This window comes from Chryseobacterium edaphi (assembly GCF_025628985.1).
Lineage (GTDB): Bacteria > Bacteroidota > Bacteroidia > Flavobacteriales > Weeksellaceae > Chryseobacterium > Chryseobacterium edaphi.
The window spans coordinates 145116-161970 of sequence record NZ_JAOTEM010000003.1 but is presented as its reverse complement, the minus strand read 5'-3'; the positions used below and the strand labels follow the sequence as shown (position 1 = coordinate 161970).

Annotated in this window: 16 protein-coding genes; 11 read left to right on the top strand and 5 right to left on the bottom strand. The window is 33.4% G+C overall.

Features of this window, described 5'->3' with window-relative positions; translation table 11 throughout:
- Nucleotides 1–94 precede the first annotated feature (94 nt).
- From NZ698_RS13045 to NZ698_RS13035, 3 genes are all read right to left on the bottom strand, one after another.
- Nucleotides 95–685 (bottom strand): hypothetical protein, encoded by a 591-nt coding sequence (locus tag NZ698_RS13045; protein WP_263003600.1) that lies wholly within the window; start codon nucleotides 683–685, stop codon nucleotides 95–97.
- 142 nt (nucleotides 686–827) lie between these two features.
- Complete coding sequence (locus NZ698_RS13040) at nucleotides 828–1343, bottom strand: hypothetical protein (RefSeq protein ID WP_263003598.1); 516 nt, start codon at nucleotides 1341–1343, stop codon at nucleotides 828–830.
- Between the two features lie 93 nt (nucleotides 1344–1436).
- A complete protein-coding gene (locus tag NZ698_RS13035) occupies nucleotides 1437–3716 on the bottom strand; it encodes a TonB-dependent siderophore receptor (protein WP_263003597.1) in 2280 nt (759 codons plus the stop codon).
- A gap of 185 nt (nucleotides 3717–3901) precedes the next feature.
- Between NZ698_RS13035 and NZ698_RS13030 the strand changes: the two genes are divergently transcribed.
- Both NZ698_RS13030 and NZ698_RS13025 read left to right on the top strand, forming a co-directional pair.
- Nucleotides 3902–4960, top strand: coding sequence for a Gfo/Idh/MocA family oxidoreductase (locus NZ698_RS13030; protein WP_263003596.1), 1059 nt, complete (start codon nucleotides 3902–3904; stop codon nucleotides 4958–4960).
- Nucleotides 4961–4967: 7 nt separating this feature from the next.
- Nucleotides 4968–5126 carry a hypothetical protein gene (locus NZ698_RS13025; RefSeq protein ID WP_263003594.1) on the top strand — a complete coding sequence of 53 codons (159 nt, stop codon included), beginning with the start codon at nucleotides 4968–4970 and terminating at the stop codon, nucleotides 5124–5126.
- Between the two features lie 71 nt (nucleotides 5127–5197).
- On the opposite strand, the gene NZ698_RS13020 is transcribed toward NZ698_RS13025, so the two are convergent.
- Nucleotides 5198–7114, bottom strand: coding sequence for an ABC-F family ATP-binding cassette domain-containing protein (locus NZ698_RS13020; protein ID WP_263003592.1), 1917 nt, complete (start codon nucleotides 7112–7114; stop codon nucleotides 5198–5200).
- Between the two features lie 118 nt (nucleotides 7115–7232).
- Between NZ698_RS13020 and NZ698_RS13015 the strand changes: the two genes are divergently transcribed.
- The 3 genes from NZ698_RS13015 (at nucleotide 7233) to NZ698_RS13005 (ending at nucleotide 10695) form a co-directional block, all read left to right on the top strand.
- Nucleotides 7233–7748, top strand: a complete 516-nt coding sequence (locus NZ698_RS13015; protein WP_263003917.1) for a DUF1761 domain-containing protein — start codon at nucleotides 7233–7235, stop codon at nucleotides 7746–7748.
- 45 nt (nucleotides 7749–7793) lie between these two features.
- Nucleotides 7794–8924, top strand: a complete 1131-nt coding sequence (locus NZ698_RS13010; protein ID WP_263003590.1) for a peptidogalycan biosysnthesis protein — start codon at nucleotides 7794–7796, stop codon at nucleotides 8922–8924.
- Nucleotides 8925–9048: 124 nt separating this feature from the next.
- The gene (locus NZ698_RS13005; protein WP_263003589.1) at nucleotides 9049–10695 is read left to right on the top strand and encodes an alpha/beta fold hydrolase; all 1647 of its coding nucleotides are present in this window, start codon (nucleotides 9049–9051) and stop codon (nucleotides 10693–10695) included.
- Here the strand turns inward: NZ698_RS13005 and NZ698_RS13000 are convergent, their stop codons facing one another.
- Complete coding sequence (locus NZ698_RS13000) at nucleotides 10696–11559, bottom strand: glycoside hydrolase family 25 protein (RefSeq protein WP_263003916.1); 864 nt, start codon at nucleotides 11557–11559, stop codon at nucleotides 10696–10698.
- Between the two features lie 257 nt (nucleotides 11560–11816).
- Between NZ698_RS13000 and NZ698_RS12995 the strand changes: the two genes are divergently transcribed.
- The 6 genes from NZ698_RS12995 to NZ698_RS12970 all read left to right on the top strand — a co-directional run bounded on the left by NZ698_RS12995 (nucleotide 11817) and on the right by NZ698_RS12970 (nucleotide 16728).
- The gene (locus tag NZ698_RS12995; protein WP_263003587.1) at nucleotides 11817–13079 is read left to right on the top strand and encodes an NAD(P)/FAD-dependent oxidoreductase; all 1263 of its coding nucleotides are present in this window, start codon (nucleotides 11817–11819) and stop codon (nucleotides 13077–13079) included.
- Complete coding sequence (gene trmD, locus NZ698_RS12990) at nucleotides 13076–13750, top strand: tRNA (guanosine(37)-N1)-methyltransferase TrmD (protein ID WP_263003586.1); 675 nt, start codon at nucleotides 13076–13078, stop codon at nucleotides 13748–13750. Before NZ698_RS12995 ends, trmD begins: the two co-directional genes overlap by 4 nt.
- Before the next feature lie 270 nt (nucleotides 13751–14020).
- A complete protein-coding gene (locus NZ698_RS12985; RefSeq protein WP_263003584.1) occupies nucleotides 14021–14953 on the top strand; it encodes an endonuclease/exonuclease/phosphatase family protein in 933 nt (310 codons plus the stop codon).
- A gap of 29 nt (nucleotides 14954–14982) precedes the next feature.
- Nucleotides 14983–15453, top strand: a complete 471-nt coding sequence (locus tag NZ698_RS12980; RefSeq protein ID WP_263003582.1) for an Lrp/AsnC ligand binding domain-containing protein — start codon at nucleotides 14983–14985, stop codon at nucleotides 15451–15453.
- Between the two features lie 6 nt (nucleotides 15454–15459).
- Nucleotides 15460–16203, top strand: a complete 744-nt coding sequence (gene deoC, locus NZ698_RS12975; RefSeq protein WP_263003581.1) for a deoxyribose-phosphate aldolase — start codon at nucleotides 15460–15462, stop codon at nucleotides 16201–16203.
- A gap of 210 nt (nucleotides 16204–16413) precedes the next feature.
- Nucleotides 16414–16728, top strand: a complete 315-nt coding sequence (locus NZ698_RS12970; RefSeq protein ID WP_263003579.1) for a hypothetical protein — start codon at nucleotides 16414–16416, stop codon at nucleotides 16726–16728.
- Nucleotides 16729–16855: the final 127 nt, after the last annotated feature.

The window sequence follows — 16855 nt, the reverse complement described above, 5'->3', positions numbered from 1 at the left end:
ATTTTTTATTTATTATATATAGTTTAGTTTTAATTTGAAAAAGCGGCTAGGAAATTTTTCCGAGCCGCTTTTGTATGTTGTATGAAATAATTAATTATTTCACATCGTTAGCAATTGCTTTTGCTTTAGATGATGGTAAATAAATACTGAAACCAACATTAAAGCTGATCTGAGAAGTTAATCCTTCATTTCCAAAACCTGTAACGCCGTTGTATTTTACTAAACCTTCAACACCAATGTTTGGAGTAATAAAGTAAGAATAACCAGGACCTACACCAAAATCAAGACCTGTCGTAGAAATTCCGTTTTCAACATTGAATCCTCCAACACCTAAGTTACCTTCTAAGAAGAATCTACCGTGGTTCAAAACATTATCAATACCTTTTTCACCTGGTGAAACGTAATAACGTCCTAAAGCTCCAACTCCGTAATCAAATTGTGTTGATGCTCCTGCACCCGGCTTAGAGAATCCTAAAGTAACGTAACCTCCTAATGCAACGTTATCTTTAATAAAATATGCAGCTCTTGGCTGAAGTTTGATATCGTAACCTGCTCCTGTATTTAAACCAAAGTTGCTAGAAAGTAAGCTACTACCTACCATCCAGTTTCCTTCTTGAATTTGTGCATTTGCTGTAGCCGTCAATCCTGCAACAGCTAATATTCCTGTAAAAATTAGCTTTTTCATAAGTTTAAAATTTAATGTTTATTATTTAATAAACGAGTAAATTCAATAAATGTGCCACGAAAGATATTTAAAAGCAATTTTATGAATACGTGATAAATATCAGAATATAAGATTTAAACTAAAATTATTACAGATATTATAATTAAATGAATAATAGTATAATGGAAATTACCAATCCTGCAATCGCAAATTTTATTCCTCTTTTGAAGGCTTTGGTCTTAGGATTAAACATCCAGAAACTCGAGATCACAAAGAAGAAAAGTGCAAAACCAAAAAATGCATTAAGTGGCGATAATGTATCTTTCGATTGTGATTTGTGAAGCTTCGTCATTTTATCCAACACAAAAGGAAGTTCTTTTTTAGTATATTTTGCCTGTCCTGTTGCCGCATTATATGTTCCTTGTTTGAATTTTAAAATATCACCTTCTCTTTTTTCGACTTCAAAGTTTTTTATCTTCAGTTCTTTACCAAGTTCTTTTTCTGAAAGATTTACTGCAATTTTTTTATCGATTTTGTTTTCTTTTTTTAAGAAGTCTGTATCTCTATAAATTAAAAGCACACCACTTATTGCATAAACTGCCATAATTCCGGCCAGAAAAAAGCCCAAATAACGGTGTGTGATTCTCATAAAACTTCTTGTATCCTTGATCTTATCCATATATTATTTGTTATCGTTTTAAAATTTCAAAAGTGGAAACTGCAAAAATGCAACTTCCACTTTGAATTGAGAAATTATTAATGTTATAAAATTCTAAAGTCTGTATGTTAATGTGAAGTAGTAATTTCTTGGTGTAATAGGATTTACAGAATAGTTTTCGTGCACGTTGTAGTTGACTACATCAAACAGGTTACCCACTTTTCCTTGTAATGAGAATTTTTTCCAGTCGTATCCTAAAGATAAAGAAACGGTTGTGTAATCTTTTAATTCAAAACTTCTGCTAACATCTTTTCTGGTGATATTTGTGGATTTTGAATCATTCCAACCCGCAATTCTATCTCCGATATAGTAAACTCCGATTCCTGCTTTTAATCCTGGAACGTAGTTTGTGAATTTATAAAATACTGATGCATTGGCTGTAGTTGCAGGTGTTCTTACCAATCTTTGTTTTTCTACATATCCTTTTTCCGGTGTATCTAAATAAACTGAATTGTTGTAGGAAAAGCCTCCAATGATCGAAATATTTTCGTTAGGATTTCCTGTAACGTCCACTTCAAAACCACGGCTTCTCATTTTTCCTGCGAATTCCTTTAAGTTTGTATCAGGCGTTTGTACGGAACCTGTATTATCAACATAGAAAAAATTCTGATAAAAGTTATGATATAAAATCTGATATAGAGTGACGTTGACAGCCAAAGCATTGTTCCAGATATTTTTCTTAGCGCCTATTTCATATTGATCTACAGTGGTAGGTTTTATTCCCTGTTTAGGCAAATCATTTACTCTGCTTCTTACTTGTGCTAATGTTCCGGTAGTATTTAAGTTAGCGATCTGATCAGACATATAACCTGCATTGGTTGCAAACGAATTGGTGTATGTTGCAAATGCCGAAAAATTATCATTTGGCATATACACGAATCCCACTTTTGGTGAGAAAGCATTGTCTGAGGTAGATGAGCCTAAAACTTCAGATTTTTCGTTTGCCGTAAAACGGGTTAAAATACTTGGCATATTTTCAATGTATGACCAACGAAGTCCTGCAAGTACTTTAAATTCTTTTGTTAAACTAATAAAATCCTGAGCATAGACACCAATTCTTCTTGCTGTTGTCCTTGTTTTGGTATTTAAGTTTGAGTCAGGCATTGCTAAACTTCCATTATCCCAAGAACTTGGGTCATCCAAATATAATATGTTGGTTGGTGCTTGTAGCAAATTATAAGCATTTGCGTCTGACTGACCATAATCTGCATCTGCACCGATCAATACTTTATGACTGATTTTTCCTGTATTGAATTCTCCGTTTACATTCACCTGTACAGAACCATAATTTTGTTCATTATAAGTTTTGTTCAATGGTGTATTCCAGGATAATCTTGTAGCAGCTGCATTTGCATATGCCCATTGTACACGTTCTGTTGAGAAATAATCTTTAGTGTAATTTTGATATGATGTAGAAGCATTAAATGTCCATTTATCATTGATTTGATGATTAAATGTTACATTCGTTGAAGCTTGTTGAACGTTTTGATATTGCCAGTCGGTACCAAAAAATGTATTTCTGGGTAACCAGTCAATAAGCGAGTAGCTTTGATCTCTGTCGGTAATTGATCCAATACCAAAGTCTGGAGTCAGGTCATTTTTAAGATAATCAGCTTCAACAATCAATTGAGATTTTTCTCCTAAATTGAATAAAAATGAAGGATTAAAATAATATTTTTCAGACTTTACAACATCTCTGAAACTTTCAGCATATTCGTAAGTTCCGTTAATTCTGAAAGCAACATTTTTTGAAATCGGTCCGTAAACATCAACCATTGGCTTGTAAGAATTCCAGCTTCCTGCGTTCATTCCGACACTTCCTCCAAAATTAAATTTAGGCTTTTTTGTTACTAAATTAATGATTCCTCCCGCTGCAGCATTTCCGTAAAGCATTGCAGTAGCTCCTTTCAAAACTTCTACTCTTTCCAGACCGGTGACTTCAGGGAAAACTCCGCTGTTAACTCTTGCTCCGTTTTTATAGATATTATCGTTTCCAAAAATAAAACCACGACCTCCGAAACTGTCCTGAGAACCTCCTCTTGCGGAAGTAAGATACACTCCGTTGACATTCTGAAGAACATCACTCAATTGTTTTGCCTGTTGCTGCTCGATAATCTCATGGGTAACAATAGAAATCGCCTGTGGATTTTCCATAACCGTAAGATTCGATTTTGTCGTTGCTGGCTTTGCAGTATTCGGATTTCCAGTTTTGTGAAGGTTTACATCTTCAATACTTTGAATTCTGATGGTGTCAGATTCGGAAGTTTTTTTCGTTTGTGCACTTACAGATGTTGTAATTGCCAAAAGACTTAACGAGATTAGAGTTCTCTTCATTTTACTTTATTTGGAATGGATTTAAATAATACCGCAAAAGTAAGTAATAGTCTTTTGTTATTTAGAATTAATAAAAATAAATATTCTGATTTTTATCATATACAAAACATAAACTAATATTGGTATTAATGCTGTAATCTGTGAAAAAGAATTTTTTATAAATATATTTGTTTAAAATTAAAAATATGCAATTGGTAAAAGTGGGTCTTTGCGCCTTTGGAATGAGTGGAAAAATTTTTCATGCGCCATTTTTAAATGAACATCCCGGATTTTTTATGTCGGCGATTGTTGAAAGGTCTAAAGAAGAATCAAAAGAAAAATATCCGGATGCTATAATTTATCGTTCAGTAGAAGAAATGCTTCAGAATTCAGATATTGATGTGGTTGTTGTCAATACTCCGGTTCAGACCCATTTTGAATATGCAAAAATGGCTTTGGAAGCAGGAAAAAATATCATTGTAGAAAAACCGTTCACAGTAAATGTTGCAGAAGCTGAAGAATTGGTAAGATTGGCTGAATCTAAAAATCTTTTTCTAAGTGTTTATCAAAACAGAAGATTTGATCGTGATTATCTTCAGGTACAGAAAATTATTTCAGAAGGAAAATTGGGAAATATCAAAGAAGTTGAAATCCGTTTTGACCGATTCAGAACTGAGCCAAGTGCAAAACAACATAAAGAAAATCCCGAATTAAACGGTTCAGGATCAGTTCATGATTTAGGTTCGCATCTGGTAGATCAGGCAACGCAATTTTTTGGTTTTCCTGAAAAACTTTTTGCAGACATATTTTCGATGAAAGGAGAGGAGTTTGCCAATGATTATTTTGAAATTTTACTTTATTATAAAAATGATTTAAGAGTAAGATTAAAATCATCAGTATTCACAAAAGAAGATCATTTTGCCTACAAAATTTTCGGAGATAAAGGAAGCTTTTTGCAAGAACGAACCGATGATCAGGAAAACGAATTGGCAACTGGAGCAATTCCAATTTATGGAAAAGACTGGATGAAACCATTGACGGAATCTGACGGAATTTTAATTTATTCAAATGAAAATTCTAAATCTGAAAGAGTTTTAACCTCAAGCAAACCGGGAAATTATATGAACTATTACCAGCAAATCTATGAGCATATTGTTTTTGGGTATGCTTTACCTTCTTTAGGAAATGAAGTCGTTCAAAACATGAAAATCATCGAAGCAGCTCTGGAAAGTTCTAAAAAAGGAAAAGTTTTAGACTTAAATTAAAAAAAATATGAAAAAAAGAACTTCAAGTTTTACAGTGATCGGTCTTTTGTTTGTAGGAATAGGTCTGACTTTGGTCAATGACAATATGTATCTGAAATATGGTTTTCTTATTTTGGGAACAGCTTTTCTATTGTACAGTATTTCTACAATGATTAAAAATAAATAATTCTTTATGACATCATAAAAAAATAGCTGTTCGGAAATCAAACAGCTATTTTTTTTATAATTAAATTTTGATTAGTCCTGAAGTTCAAGCCATCTCATTTCATGATTTTCGAGTTTTTCAGAAAGACTTTCCAGTTCTGCAGAGAGTTTTGCAATTTTCTCGTATTCTGTTTCGTTGTTTAGTTGCTCTAATATTGCAGCTCTTTTTCCCTCAAATTCAGGAATTTCTTTTTCAATAGTTTCCAATTCGCGCTGTTCTTTGAAAGATAGTTTTTTCTTAGTTGGAAGTGGTATGCTTTGAGATGGGACAACAGCTTCTGCTTTTATAGAAACTTCAGTTTTTTGGTTAGTTGTTTCCTGCTTCTTGCTTCCATCTTCTGACTTTTTATTTCCATCTTCCATCTTCTTATTTTCTCTGTATTCTGAGAAATTTCCGATAAAATCTTTTATTTTTCCTTCACCTTCAAAAGCTAAAATATGGTCAACAATTCTGTCCATAAAATATCTGTCGTGGGAAACGATAATCAAACTTCCCTGAAAGTTTAAAAGGAAATTTTCCAAAACCGTCAAAGTAGGAAGGTCAAGATCGTTTGTAGGCTCATCGAAAATCAAAAAGTTCGGATTTTGATACAGAATATACATCAAATGCAGTCTTCTTTTTTCTCCACCAGAAAGTTTAGAAATCGGCGAATATTGCGTTTGGTCATCAAATAAAAACAATCTTAAAAACTGCGATGCCGAAATTGTTTTTCCGTTCGCTAAAGGAAAGTTTTCAGAAATATCTTTGATGAAATCAATTACTCGTTCTTCCTCTTTATATTTTAAACCTTTCTGAGAAAAATATCCGAATTTGATCGTCTCTCCCGTTTCAATTTCTCCGGAATCTTTCGGCTCAAACCCTTGAATAATATTTAATAAAGTAGATTTTCCAGCTCCGTTTTTTCCTACAATTCCAACTTTTTCACCTCTTTGAAATGAATAACTGAAATCTTTTAGTAATAATTTATCACCGTAACTTTTAGAAATATCTTTCAGCTCAAGAATTTTGTTACCCAATCTTTTCATTTCAAAATCAAGTTCCAAAGTTTCTTTTCGGGTATCGGTTTTGGCTACTTTTTCAGTTTCGTAGAAGTCGTCCTGTCGAGATTTCGATTTGGTAGTTCTCGCTTTCGGCTGTCTGCGCATCCATTCCAATTCTTTTCTGTAAAGATTTTGTGCTTTGTCGATGGTCGAGTTCATATTATCCTCACGAATCATCTTGTTTTCAAGATAAGTAGCATAAGAACCATTGTGGAAATACAGATTCTGATCTTCCATTTCCCAGATAATTCCACAGACTGCATCAAGAAAATAACGGTCGTGAGTTACAAGAAGAAGGGTGATTTTTGCTTTATTTAAATAGCTTTCAAGCCATTCTACCATTTCCACATCAAGGTGGTTGGTTGGCTCATCCATAATCAGAAGTGTGTGACGATGTTCTGCTCTGGTTTCTGTTAAAAGTTTAGCCAATGCAACACGTTTTATTTGTCCACCGGAAAGCATTCCCATTTTGGCGGTCAAGTCTGTAATTTTAAGCTGAGAAAGAATCTGGCTCATTTCATTTTCAAGATCCCATGCTTTGTGAATCTCCATTTCAGCTAATGCAGTTTCCATTTCATCCGGATTTCCCGACAGCAATGCGTGATGATATTTTTTCAAAGCCAAAATGGGAGCAGAATCTAAAGTCATCATAAATTCTTCAATCGTCAGATCAGATTCAAAATCAATTTCCTGATCAAACAAAACCACTTGGATGTCTTTATTAATGATCACAGAGCCGCTGTCTGCAATTTCTTTTCCCATTAAAATTTTCAGCAGAGTAGATTTTCCGCTTCCGTTTTTGGCAACAATGGCAATTTTGTCGCCTTCATTGATGTTGAAAGAAATGTTTTTAAATAAAGTTTTTATCCCGTAAGATTTTGTAAGATTCTCTGCCGCAACGTAATTCATTGATATCCAAATTTTGTGGTGCAAAAATACGAAATATTAAACCTTTTAAGTGATAAATATATAAACGTAAACTTTTTTAATGTAGATTTGAAAACATAAACAAAAAACTAAAATTATGATACAAATTAACTTTTTAGCAATATTATTTGCTGCATTAGTGCCTTTATTGACGGGATTTATTTGGTATAACCCAAAGGTTTTCGGAAAAATTTGGATGAGAGAAGCTGGATTGTCTGAAGATAAAATGAGAGGTGCAAATATGGGATTGATCATCATTTCGTCAATTGTTTTGTCAATTCTGATGGGATTCTTTTTACAGTTTGTTACTATTCATCAGTTTGGAGCAGTAGGAATGGTAGGAGGTGATCCTGATTTGGCAAAACCGTCATTCACTGCATTTATGCACGATTACGGAACTGCTTACAGATCTTTTGGTCATGGTGCTTTGCATTCGTTTATCACAGGAGTTTTCTTTGTGCTTCCTTTAATTTCAATCAATGCCATGTTTGAGAGAAAATCCTGGAAATATGCATTGATTAATGCTGCATATTGGACGTTTACAATTACTATTATGGGAGGAATTATATGCGGTTGGTATGCAATAGATGGTTTCAATTGGGTAACTCAAAAATAAAAAATTTCAAATCTAAATTATAAGGCTACATTTGTGGCCTTTTTTATGTCTTACACTTTCAAAAAATATCAATCTTCGTCACAAATTCCTTCTAATTGGAATGATGTCATCGGACAGCATAATATTATGTTGTCAAAAGAGTATTTCAGGACTTTAGAAACTTCATGTCCCGAAAATATGAAGTGTTTTTACGTGGCATTTTTCTCAGCCGATGAATTGATTGGGGGCGCTTTGTTTCAATATCTAAATTTTATTCAGCATAAAACTTTTCAGAAGGATGAAGCTTTTTGTGACGTGAAAAATTTTGTTGCAAAAAAATTTACTAAAAATGTGATGATTCTGGGAAACAATATGTTAACCGGACAAAACGGATTTTATTTTGATGCCTCGAAAATTACTATTGATCATGTAATTCCGATTTTGGATGAAGCTGTTCAGGAAATGCAGAAGCAGGAAGGTAAAACTTCATTGATTATTTATAAAGATTATCAGGCGAGTTTTGTTAAATATTTTCAGGGAAGAAATCATAAATCATTTTTCAGATTTTCCGTTCAGCCGAATATGATTTTAAGATTAAAAGAAGATTGGCTCACTTTCGAAGATTATCTCAACGCTTTTTCAACTAAATACAGAACAAGGGCCAAATCTGCAAAGAAAAAAATAATCGGAATTGAAAAATCTGAAATGAATTTTGACGACATCCAGAATCATCGGAAAGAAATGAATGTGTTATATCAAAATGTTGCTGAAAATGCTCCTTTTAATACTTTTTTTCTGGCTGAAAACCATTTTGAAAGCATGAAAGAATCTTTAGAAGAAAATTTTAAAGTTTTTGGATATTATCTAAATGAAAAACTCATTGGTTTTTACACTCTAATTCTCAATAACAAAGATATTGATACTTATTTTTTGGGCTATAGCAAAGATCTTCAAAAAGAAAAACAAATCTACCTGAACATGCTTTTGGATATGGTTGCATTTGGAATTAATGAAAAATTTCACCGAATTATTTTTGGAAGAACTGCCCTGGAAATCAAATCGACAATCGGCGCTCAACCGGTCGAAATTTTCGGATTGATTAGACATAATAATTCTCTGATTAATCTTTTCATGGAGAGGATTTTCACCTCTTTAAATCCTGTTGTAGAATGGATTCAGAGAAAACCATTTAAGTGATTTTAATTGAGGTGCTCACTTTGATGTGATTTTTTATAATTTTTAACTAAAGCAGCTTTAAATTTAATAAGATATTAAGACGGTTTTCATATTCAAATAATGATTTTTGCATCAAACTTTTATTATGAAGAAACTCAATATTTTAATTCTGTTACTAATTGCATTTTTACCGTATGCTCAGGTAATTTCCGGAACTGTTCTGTCTAAAGAAGAAAACACGCCGATTCCTTATGTGAAAGTGGGTGTTGAAAAAGAAAATATCGGAATTATCAGTGACGAGAAAGGGAAGTTTTCAATAGATCTTTCCAATGTGAATCCGTCAGCGAAGGTGAAAATAGATGTTGCTGGTTACGAAGCCTACACAGAATCCGTGCAGAATTTCCTGAAACAAAGTGATAAAAACATCTTTTTAAAAGAAAAATTCAAAAATATTCAGGAGGTAAAGATTACACCTAAAAAATTAGTTGATAAAAACTGGGGAGTAAACACGAAAACGAAAAGTGTTATGTATTCGGTAAATCCTTTGTTCAGCAAGGAAGATTTCCTTGGAGAAACAGCTTTAGAATTTAAAGCCAGTAAAAAATCGAAGATTAAAAACATTCACCTGAATATTGCAAGCATCACGGCGGATCGACCAGTAATCATGCGTTATACAATTTATAACGAGAAGAACGGCTTGCCTGGAGAAAGTATCCTTGATGAAGAAATTACTGTTGAACTGACAAAAGATAAAATTGTAGATGACACATTTACTTTAGATGTGAATGACACAAATATTTGGGTTCAAGGTAGATTTTTTGTCGGAATTCAGTTTTTAAAGGAATTTGAGGGAAAGCTGAATATCAGTGCCGCTCTTTTCAGAACAGGTTATCTGAGAAAATTTTACGGTGACTGGAAAAAAATGACCATCGCGGCACCGGCAATCAATATTGATGTAAAAGTCGATAAAAACGGGAAAAATGAAATTCAGGATGATAATGAAGCTGATAATAATCTGTCAAATCTTTTTTACGATGTAAGCAAATATCACATGGAAGCCGAACAATCTATTTATGGGAAAAACGCATCTTCAGGCAAAGTTTTAAAACTGAAAGATGCCGATTTATATTATGAAACTTATGGTGAAGGTGAGCCTTTACTTTTACTCCATGGAAATTCAGGTAGTATCAGAGATTTTTATCAGCAGATTCCTGAGCTTTCGAAGTATTTTAAAGTGATTGTCGTTGATACCAGAGCGCAGGGGAAAAGCATTGATAGAACTCAAAAGGATTTTAATTATAAAATTTTTGCCGATGATATGAAAGCTTTAGTAGATAATTTGGGACTAAAAAAAGTAAATATCGCGGGTTGGAGCGATGGTGGAAATACCGGATTGGAGTTTGCGTTGAAATATCCTGAAAATTTAAATAAATTAATTACTATCGGAGCAAACGCTTTTGTAAATGGAGTAGATGACGAATTAATAAGTAAATTCAAATTAAGTTTGAAAGCAATGCATTTTGAAAATAAACCGGAAAAATTTAATGAAACGAGACTGCTGAAATTAATGCTAAAAGAGCCGAATATTTCAAATAAAGATTTAAACAAAATTCAATCTGAAGTTTTGGTGATTGCCGGAGAGAAAGATGTAATTAAACCTGAACATTCTAAATTATTGGCAACGCAAATTCCAAATGCTAAGCTAAAAATTTACAAAGATGCCACTCACATGATTCCTTTTGAAAATGCAGATGAACTCAATAAAGATATAATTGAATTTCTGAAGAAGTAATCAGTCGATAGTCAAACTTTTCAGAGACCAAAGTCCACCGTTATAAACGTCTAAATCTACTTTGGTATTGATTCCGTAAACGATTCCGTTTTCGCTGAACTGCCAAAAATCCCAATCATCATCTGGAGACGGAGTAGGAACATCATTGTAATTGGCCAGCCAAAGCGGATAATCATCAAATTCACCTTTCAGAAAGTCTTTGTAATAATGGTAATAAGTGTAAATGATTGGTTTTTCGCCATACGTTTCTTCTACAATTTTGCACCAGATTTTCAGATCTTCAACCAGTTTTTTATTCGATTTTCTTCTGGGAATTTTTTCAATATCTAAAATCGGCGGAAGATCACCACTTTCAAGCTTTACGTTTTCAAGGAAATTATTTGCCTGAATGATCGGATCTTCATCTGCTCTGTAAAAATGATAAGCTCCACGAATTAATTTATGTTTCTGTGCCTGTTGCCAGAATTCGTCAAAATGTTTGTCTGCGCTTCGGTTTCCCATTGTTGCCCGCATTACAACAAACTCCAGCGGAATGGTTTTGTTGCCAATGCTCAGACTGTCCCAACTGATATCTTCTTTATTCTGATAATGGGAAATATCAAAACCATATGTTTTATCAAGATTATTGCTTAGAATTTTCTGAATTCTTAAAGTTTCGGTTTCGTTATTATGAAGCTTTTTATGAGAGAATTTATTAAAATATAAAGCATAATAGTAACTGATTGATTGCTTTAAGTATAAACCTGTTCCGATAAGTGCAATGATCAGTATTCCCAAAAGGATTTTGCGACGGAAAAAATAATTCTTGCGTCGTGTTTTATGGATGCTTTTGGCAGTTTTTTTGGTGTACTTTTTCCCGGTCATAAGGTTTTGCAAAACTAACTTTTTAAGCCATAAAATGCTAAATAAAATTTAGAAAAATAGATAATGATTTTTTACCGCAAAAGGTGCAAAAGAAATTATTTAAATAAAAGGAAATCGAAAGTTGGCAAAATGTTGAATCACTAATTTGAATATCCATATTGTTTGCTTTTGAAATTCTTAATAGTTTTATAATCTTTTGTTGCTTTTGCGGTTACATTGTCCTGTACTAATCAATAAAATCAGTAAATTTGTGTATTATGGAAACACGCGAAAAGATCATCATTATCGGAGGAGGTTTTGCGGGGCTGCAGCTTGCGAAAACATTAAACAACAAAAACAAAAAAGTAATTGTTTTAGATAAAGTAAACCATCACATGTTTCAGCCGCTGTTTTACCAGGTTGCTTGTGGTAGAATCGAACCTTCCAATATTTCTTTTCCCTTCCGAAAAATCTTTCAGAATTCCAGAAATACGCAGTTTCGTTTGACGGAAGTTAAAGAGATTATTCCTTCCCAAAATAAAGTTATTACGGACGAGGCAGAATTTACTTATGATAAATTAATTATTGCTACAGGTTGTAAAACCAACTTCTTTGGAAATAAAGATCTTGAAAGTAAAGCTTTCGGGATGAAAAATACGCAGGAAGCGATCGGTATCAGAAACCATGTTTTACTGACTTTTGAAAAATTAATTCTGGAAAAAAGCCGAAGCGACGACGGAAACTGGAATATCGTGATCGTAGGAAGCGGACCAACCGGAGTAGAATTGGCGGGTGCTTTTTCTGAAATGAAAAAAGAAATTCTCCCAAGAGATTATCCTTACATGAATTTTGATAATCTTAAAATCAATCTTGTAAGCTCCACAGAAAAACCTTTGGCGGTAATGAGTCCTGAAGCTCAACAAAAATCTGAACAATATCTGAAAGAACTTGGAGTTAATTTCATGAGTGGAGAATATGTTACAGATTATGACGGTGACAAAGTTTTTCTGAAAAGCGGAAAACAGATTCCATCAAATAACGTAATTTGGGCAGCAGGAGTTGTCGGGAATGTAGTTGATGGTTTTCCTGCCGAAAAATTAATGAAAAACAGATACATTGTTGATCGTTTTAATAAAGTGAAAGGTTATGACAATATTTACGCTTTAGGTGATATTGCTTACATGGAAACTCCGAAATATCCTCAAGGTCATCCGCAGGTTGCCAATGTTGCAATCAATCAGGCAAAAAATTTAGGCAAAAACTTTTTGAAGAAAAACATCAGTGAGTGGGAAGAATATGAGTATAAAGATAAAGGCTCATTAGCAACGATTGGAAAACACAGAGCGGTGGTAGATTTACCTTTTATAAAATTTCAGGGATTTTTAGCTTGGTATTTTTGGATGTTTTTACATTTAATGCTTATTTTGAGCGTTCGAAATAAACTGGCGATATTTTTTAACTGGATGTGGAGTTATTTTAACAAAGATTCATCCTTACGACTGATTATTTCGCCCAATAAGAAAAATAATACGGAACAATGAGAATTGATATAATAAGTGTGTTACCCGAACTGATGGAAAGTCCGTTCAGGACTTCTATTTTGAAAAGAGCAGTTGATAAAGGTTTGGTAGAGGTACACTTTCACCAGTTGAGAGACTGGTCGATCAATAAACACAGGCAAATTGATGACGAACCTTACGGTGGCGGAGCGGGAATGGTAATGATGATTGAGCCTATTGATAAATGTATTTCAGAACTGAAATCTCAGAGAGAATATGATGAGGTCATTTATTTGACGCCGGACGGAGTTACTTTAAACCAGAAAATTGCAAACACACTTTCTATAAAAAATAATTTGATTTTCCTTTGCGGACACTATAAAGGTATTGATCAGAGATTAAGAGATCTGCATATCACAAAAGAAATTTCGATAGGAGATTATGTATTGACGGGGGGTGAATTGGCTGCTTGTGTTTTGGCAGATTCTATCATTCGTTTGCTTCCGGGAGTTTTGAACGACGAACAAAGTGCTTTGACGGATAGTTTTCAGGATGATCTTTTGTCACCACCGATTTATACAAGACCTGAATCTTATAAAGGATTAGAAGTTCCAAAAATTCTTTTAAGCGGAAATTCTGCGAAAATCGAAGAATGGAGACACGATGAAGCGGTGAGAATCACTCAGGAAAAGAGACCTGATTTATTGCATTAAAAGATTATTTATAGTGAAAAAATAACAGATGTAATCGGTTACAAACACGGTATTAGTTGTATTTCACATTGTGATGGGAAAAATTTTTTGTGAAAATAATTTAAAATATATTAAAATTTTGATCAGAATAAATTCACAAGCTTACGATTATGGTAAATTATATGCCTTTTATGTGGAAATTTAATTATTAAATGTAGCGTGGTACTAAAAAAAACGATAAATTTACATTCTGAAATTAAAATTTTAGACTTGTCAATAGAAAAATGTTAGATGGAATTATTTGCTTTTTATAATGTAGAAAACTTATTTTTGCCAGATCCTCCTTCTAATCACAGGCTAGATCCCACAAAATCGGGACTCAGAAACTGGGACGAAAGGAAATACAGAGATAAATTATTTAAGATTTCTCACGTTTTTCAGCTGATGAAGGAAGAGACAGGTATTTTGCCCTGTATGATTGGCCTTTCTGAGATCTCCGGAAGAAAAGTTTTGGAAGATCTTGTGCAGATGAGCCCGTTCAATTCACAATATGGCATTGTACATTACAATTCGATGGACGAAAGAAAAGTAGACGTTGCTCTGTTGTATGACAAATCTAAAATTGAAATTATAGATTCTGAAGCGATCACTTTCTTTTTTGAAATACTGGATAATAATCCCGAAAACTATGACACTACAAGAGATGTTTTGTTTTCAAAAGTAAAATATAAGGAAGAGATCATCAATGTTTTTGTGGCGCATCTTCCTTCAAAAAGGGAGAAAGATATCAATCAGCCAAAACGGAATTATATTTTGGGCGAGATCAGAAACAGGATTCTTCAGATCGTGAATGTAGAGAAAGAAAATGTAATTTTGTGCGGGGATTTTAATGAAAATCCGGATGATGAATATTTAGTGAAGATTCTTTTCGATGATGCACATCAGAAGGTTTTGCAAAACCCTTTTCAAGAGCTTTATTCTACCAAGAATTACTCTGCCTTTCACTACAAATCTGGTCTCTTGTTTGATCAGATCTTATTATCACAGTCTTTTTTTGAACATGACCGTCTTCTGTCTTTTTATGATGCAAGAATCTTCAAACCGGAAAAGTTGAGAAGCCGCAACAAAATGTTTAATGAAAGACCATTCAGAACCTATGCAGGAACCCGCTATTTGGGAGGTTACAGCGATCATTTTCCTGTCTTTGTAGTATTAAAGAAATAAATGACAATATAAAAAGTAATTAATCAACGATGAAAAACTCAACAAGTACAAGCTATCACTTAGACCCATTAGATAAAGAAATTATTTATATGTTGATGGATAATGCCAAAAGTTCATTGGCTTTCATTTCAAAGCAGGTAGGAATTTCAACTACAGCTGTACACCAAAGAATTAAAAAACTGGAACATGCAGGAGTAATAGAAAACTCTATTTCATTCCTTAATCCAAGAAAAATCGGATATAAAGTAGTTTCTTATATCGGAATGTTCCTTGATCAGCCAAGCCATTATAATGATGTCGTAAAATCATTGAAAGAAGTAAATGAAGTGGTAGAAGCCCATTATACCACAGGAAATTACACAATTTTCCTTAAAGTTTTATGCAAAGACAACGATCATTTGATGGAAATTTTAAATAAGCTTCAGAAAATGAAAGGTGTTACAAGAACAGAAACTTTCATTTCTCTTGAACAGGGAATTTACAGACAACTGAAAGTATAAGTTGCCATGAATATTGCTCAATATCTGGATTCAACGTATCTGAAAACACCTTCTCAATCGGGTCTTTCGGAGGAAGAAACTTTACAGACAGACAAAGATCTTGCGCAGGTTGCTATTGATAATAATATTTTTGCAGTGATGATTCGTCCCGATTACGTTTCGGATATCAAGAAATATATTCAGCAAAAAAAATCAAAGGTTGTTGTAGGAACTGTGATTGGTTTTCATGAAGGGACTTATTCTGTTGATGAAAAATTGGCAGAAGCCACGAAAGCCATTAATGACGGTGCAGACGAATTAGATTTCGTAATCAATTATTCTGCGTATCTGAAAGGAAATTTAGATTTAGTAAAAGATGAATTTTTGCGATGCACAAAACTGTGTATGGATCATCATAAAGTTGCCAAATGGATCATTGAGATTGCGGCTTTAAGAGATGAGCAGATTGCGGATTTGACTAAAAATATTTCAACTTGGGCAGAAGAAAATTTTTCTGAAAATGATTTGTCTAAAATTTTCGTGAAATCTTCCACAGGTTTTTACGAAACCGAAGACGGAAAGCCAAACGGAGCAACATTTGAAGGCATTAAAATAATGCTCGACAATGCCGGAAAACTTCCTGTAAAAGCAGCAGGCGGAGTACGAACTCCCGAAGATGCCGAAAAGATGATCAATCTCGGTGTCAAACGGATAGGAACTTCCTCAGCTTTGGCTTTAATTAAAAATGAATCTTCTACGGAAGGATATTAAAATAACAAACCCATCAAAATTCTGATGGGTTTGTTATTTACTATTTTCGATTACTTATGTTCAACCCTGTCGGCGTTTTAAATGCTGGCAGGGTTTTAGTACTATTATTTGAAATAATTTCTAAGCAATCATATTTGATCGGAAAACGAATGTGAAGAATTTGATTTTAAATAGAAAAAGTAATAATTATAATCTAAATTTTTAAATACAATGAAAAAAGTAATTTCAATACTGGCCGTTTTAATGATCTCATTTGCAGCAAGTGCACAAGAAACGCAAACCGTAAAAGAAACAGTAAAACAAGACGCCAAAACTGTAGGAAATACTGCCAAGAAAGGTGCCCAAGCTACTAAAAAAGGCATTCAGAAAGGAGCAAAATGGACAGGGGAAACAGCCAAAAAAGGAGCCAATGCCACTGAAAAAGGTGTTAAACAAGGAGCAAAATGGACTGAAAAAACAGCAAAGAAAGGAGCGAAAGCAGTAGACAAAACATATCAGGATGTGAAAACTGATATTAAAAAATAGTAGTTTTACCAGCCTAAAATAAACAAACCCATCAAAATTTTGATGGGTTTTCTTTTATCTCTGTTTTGAACCATTAAGAATGATTTAAGAAGTTAAGTTTTATTAAGCAAATCAAAAAGATTTAAAT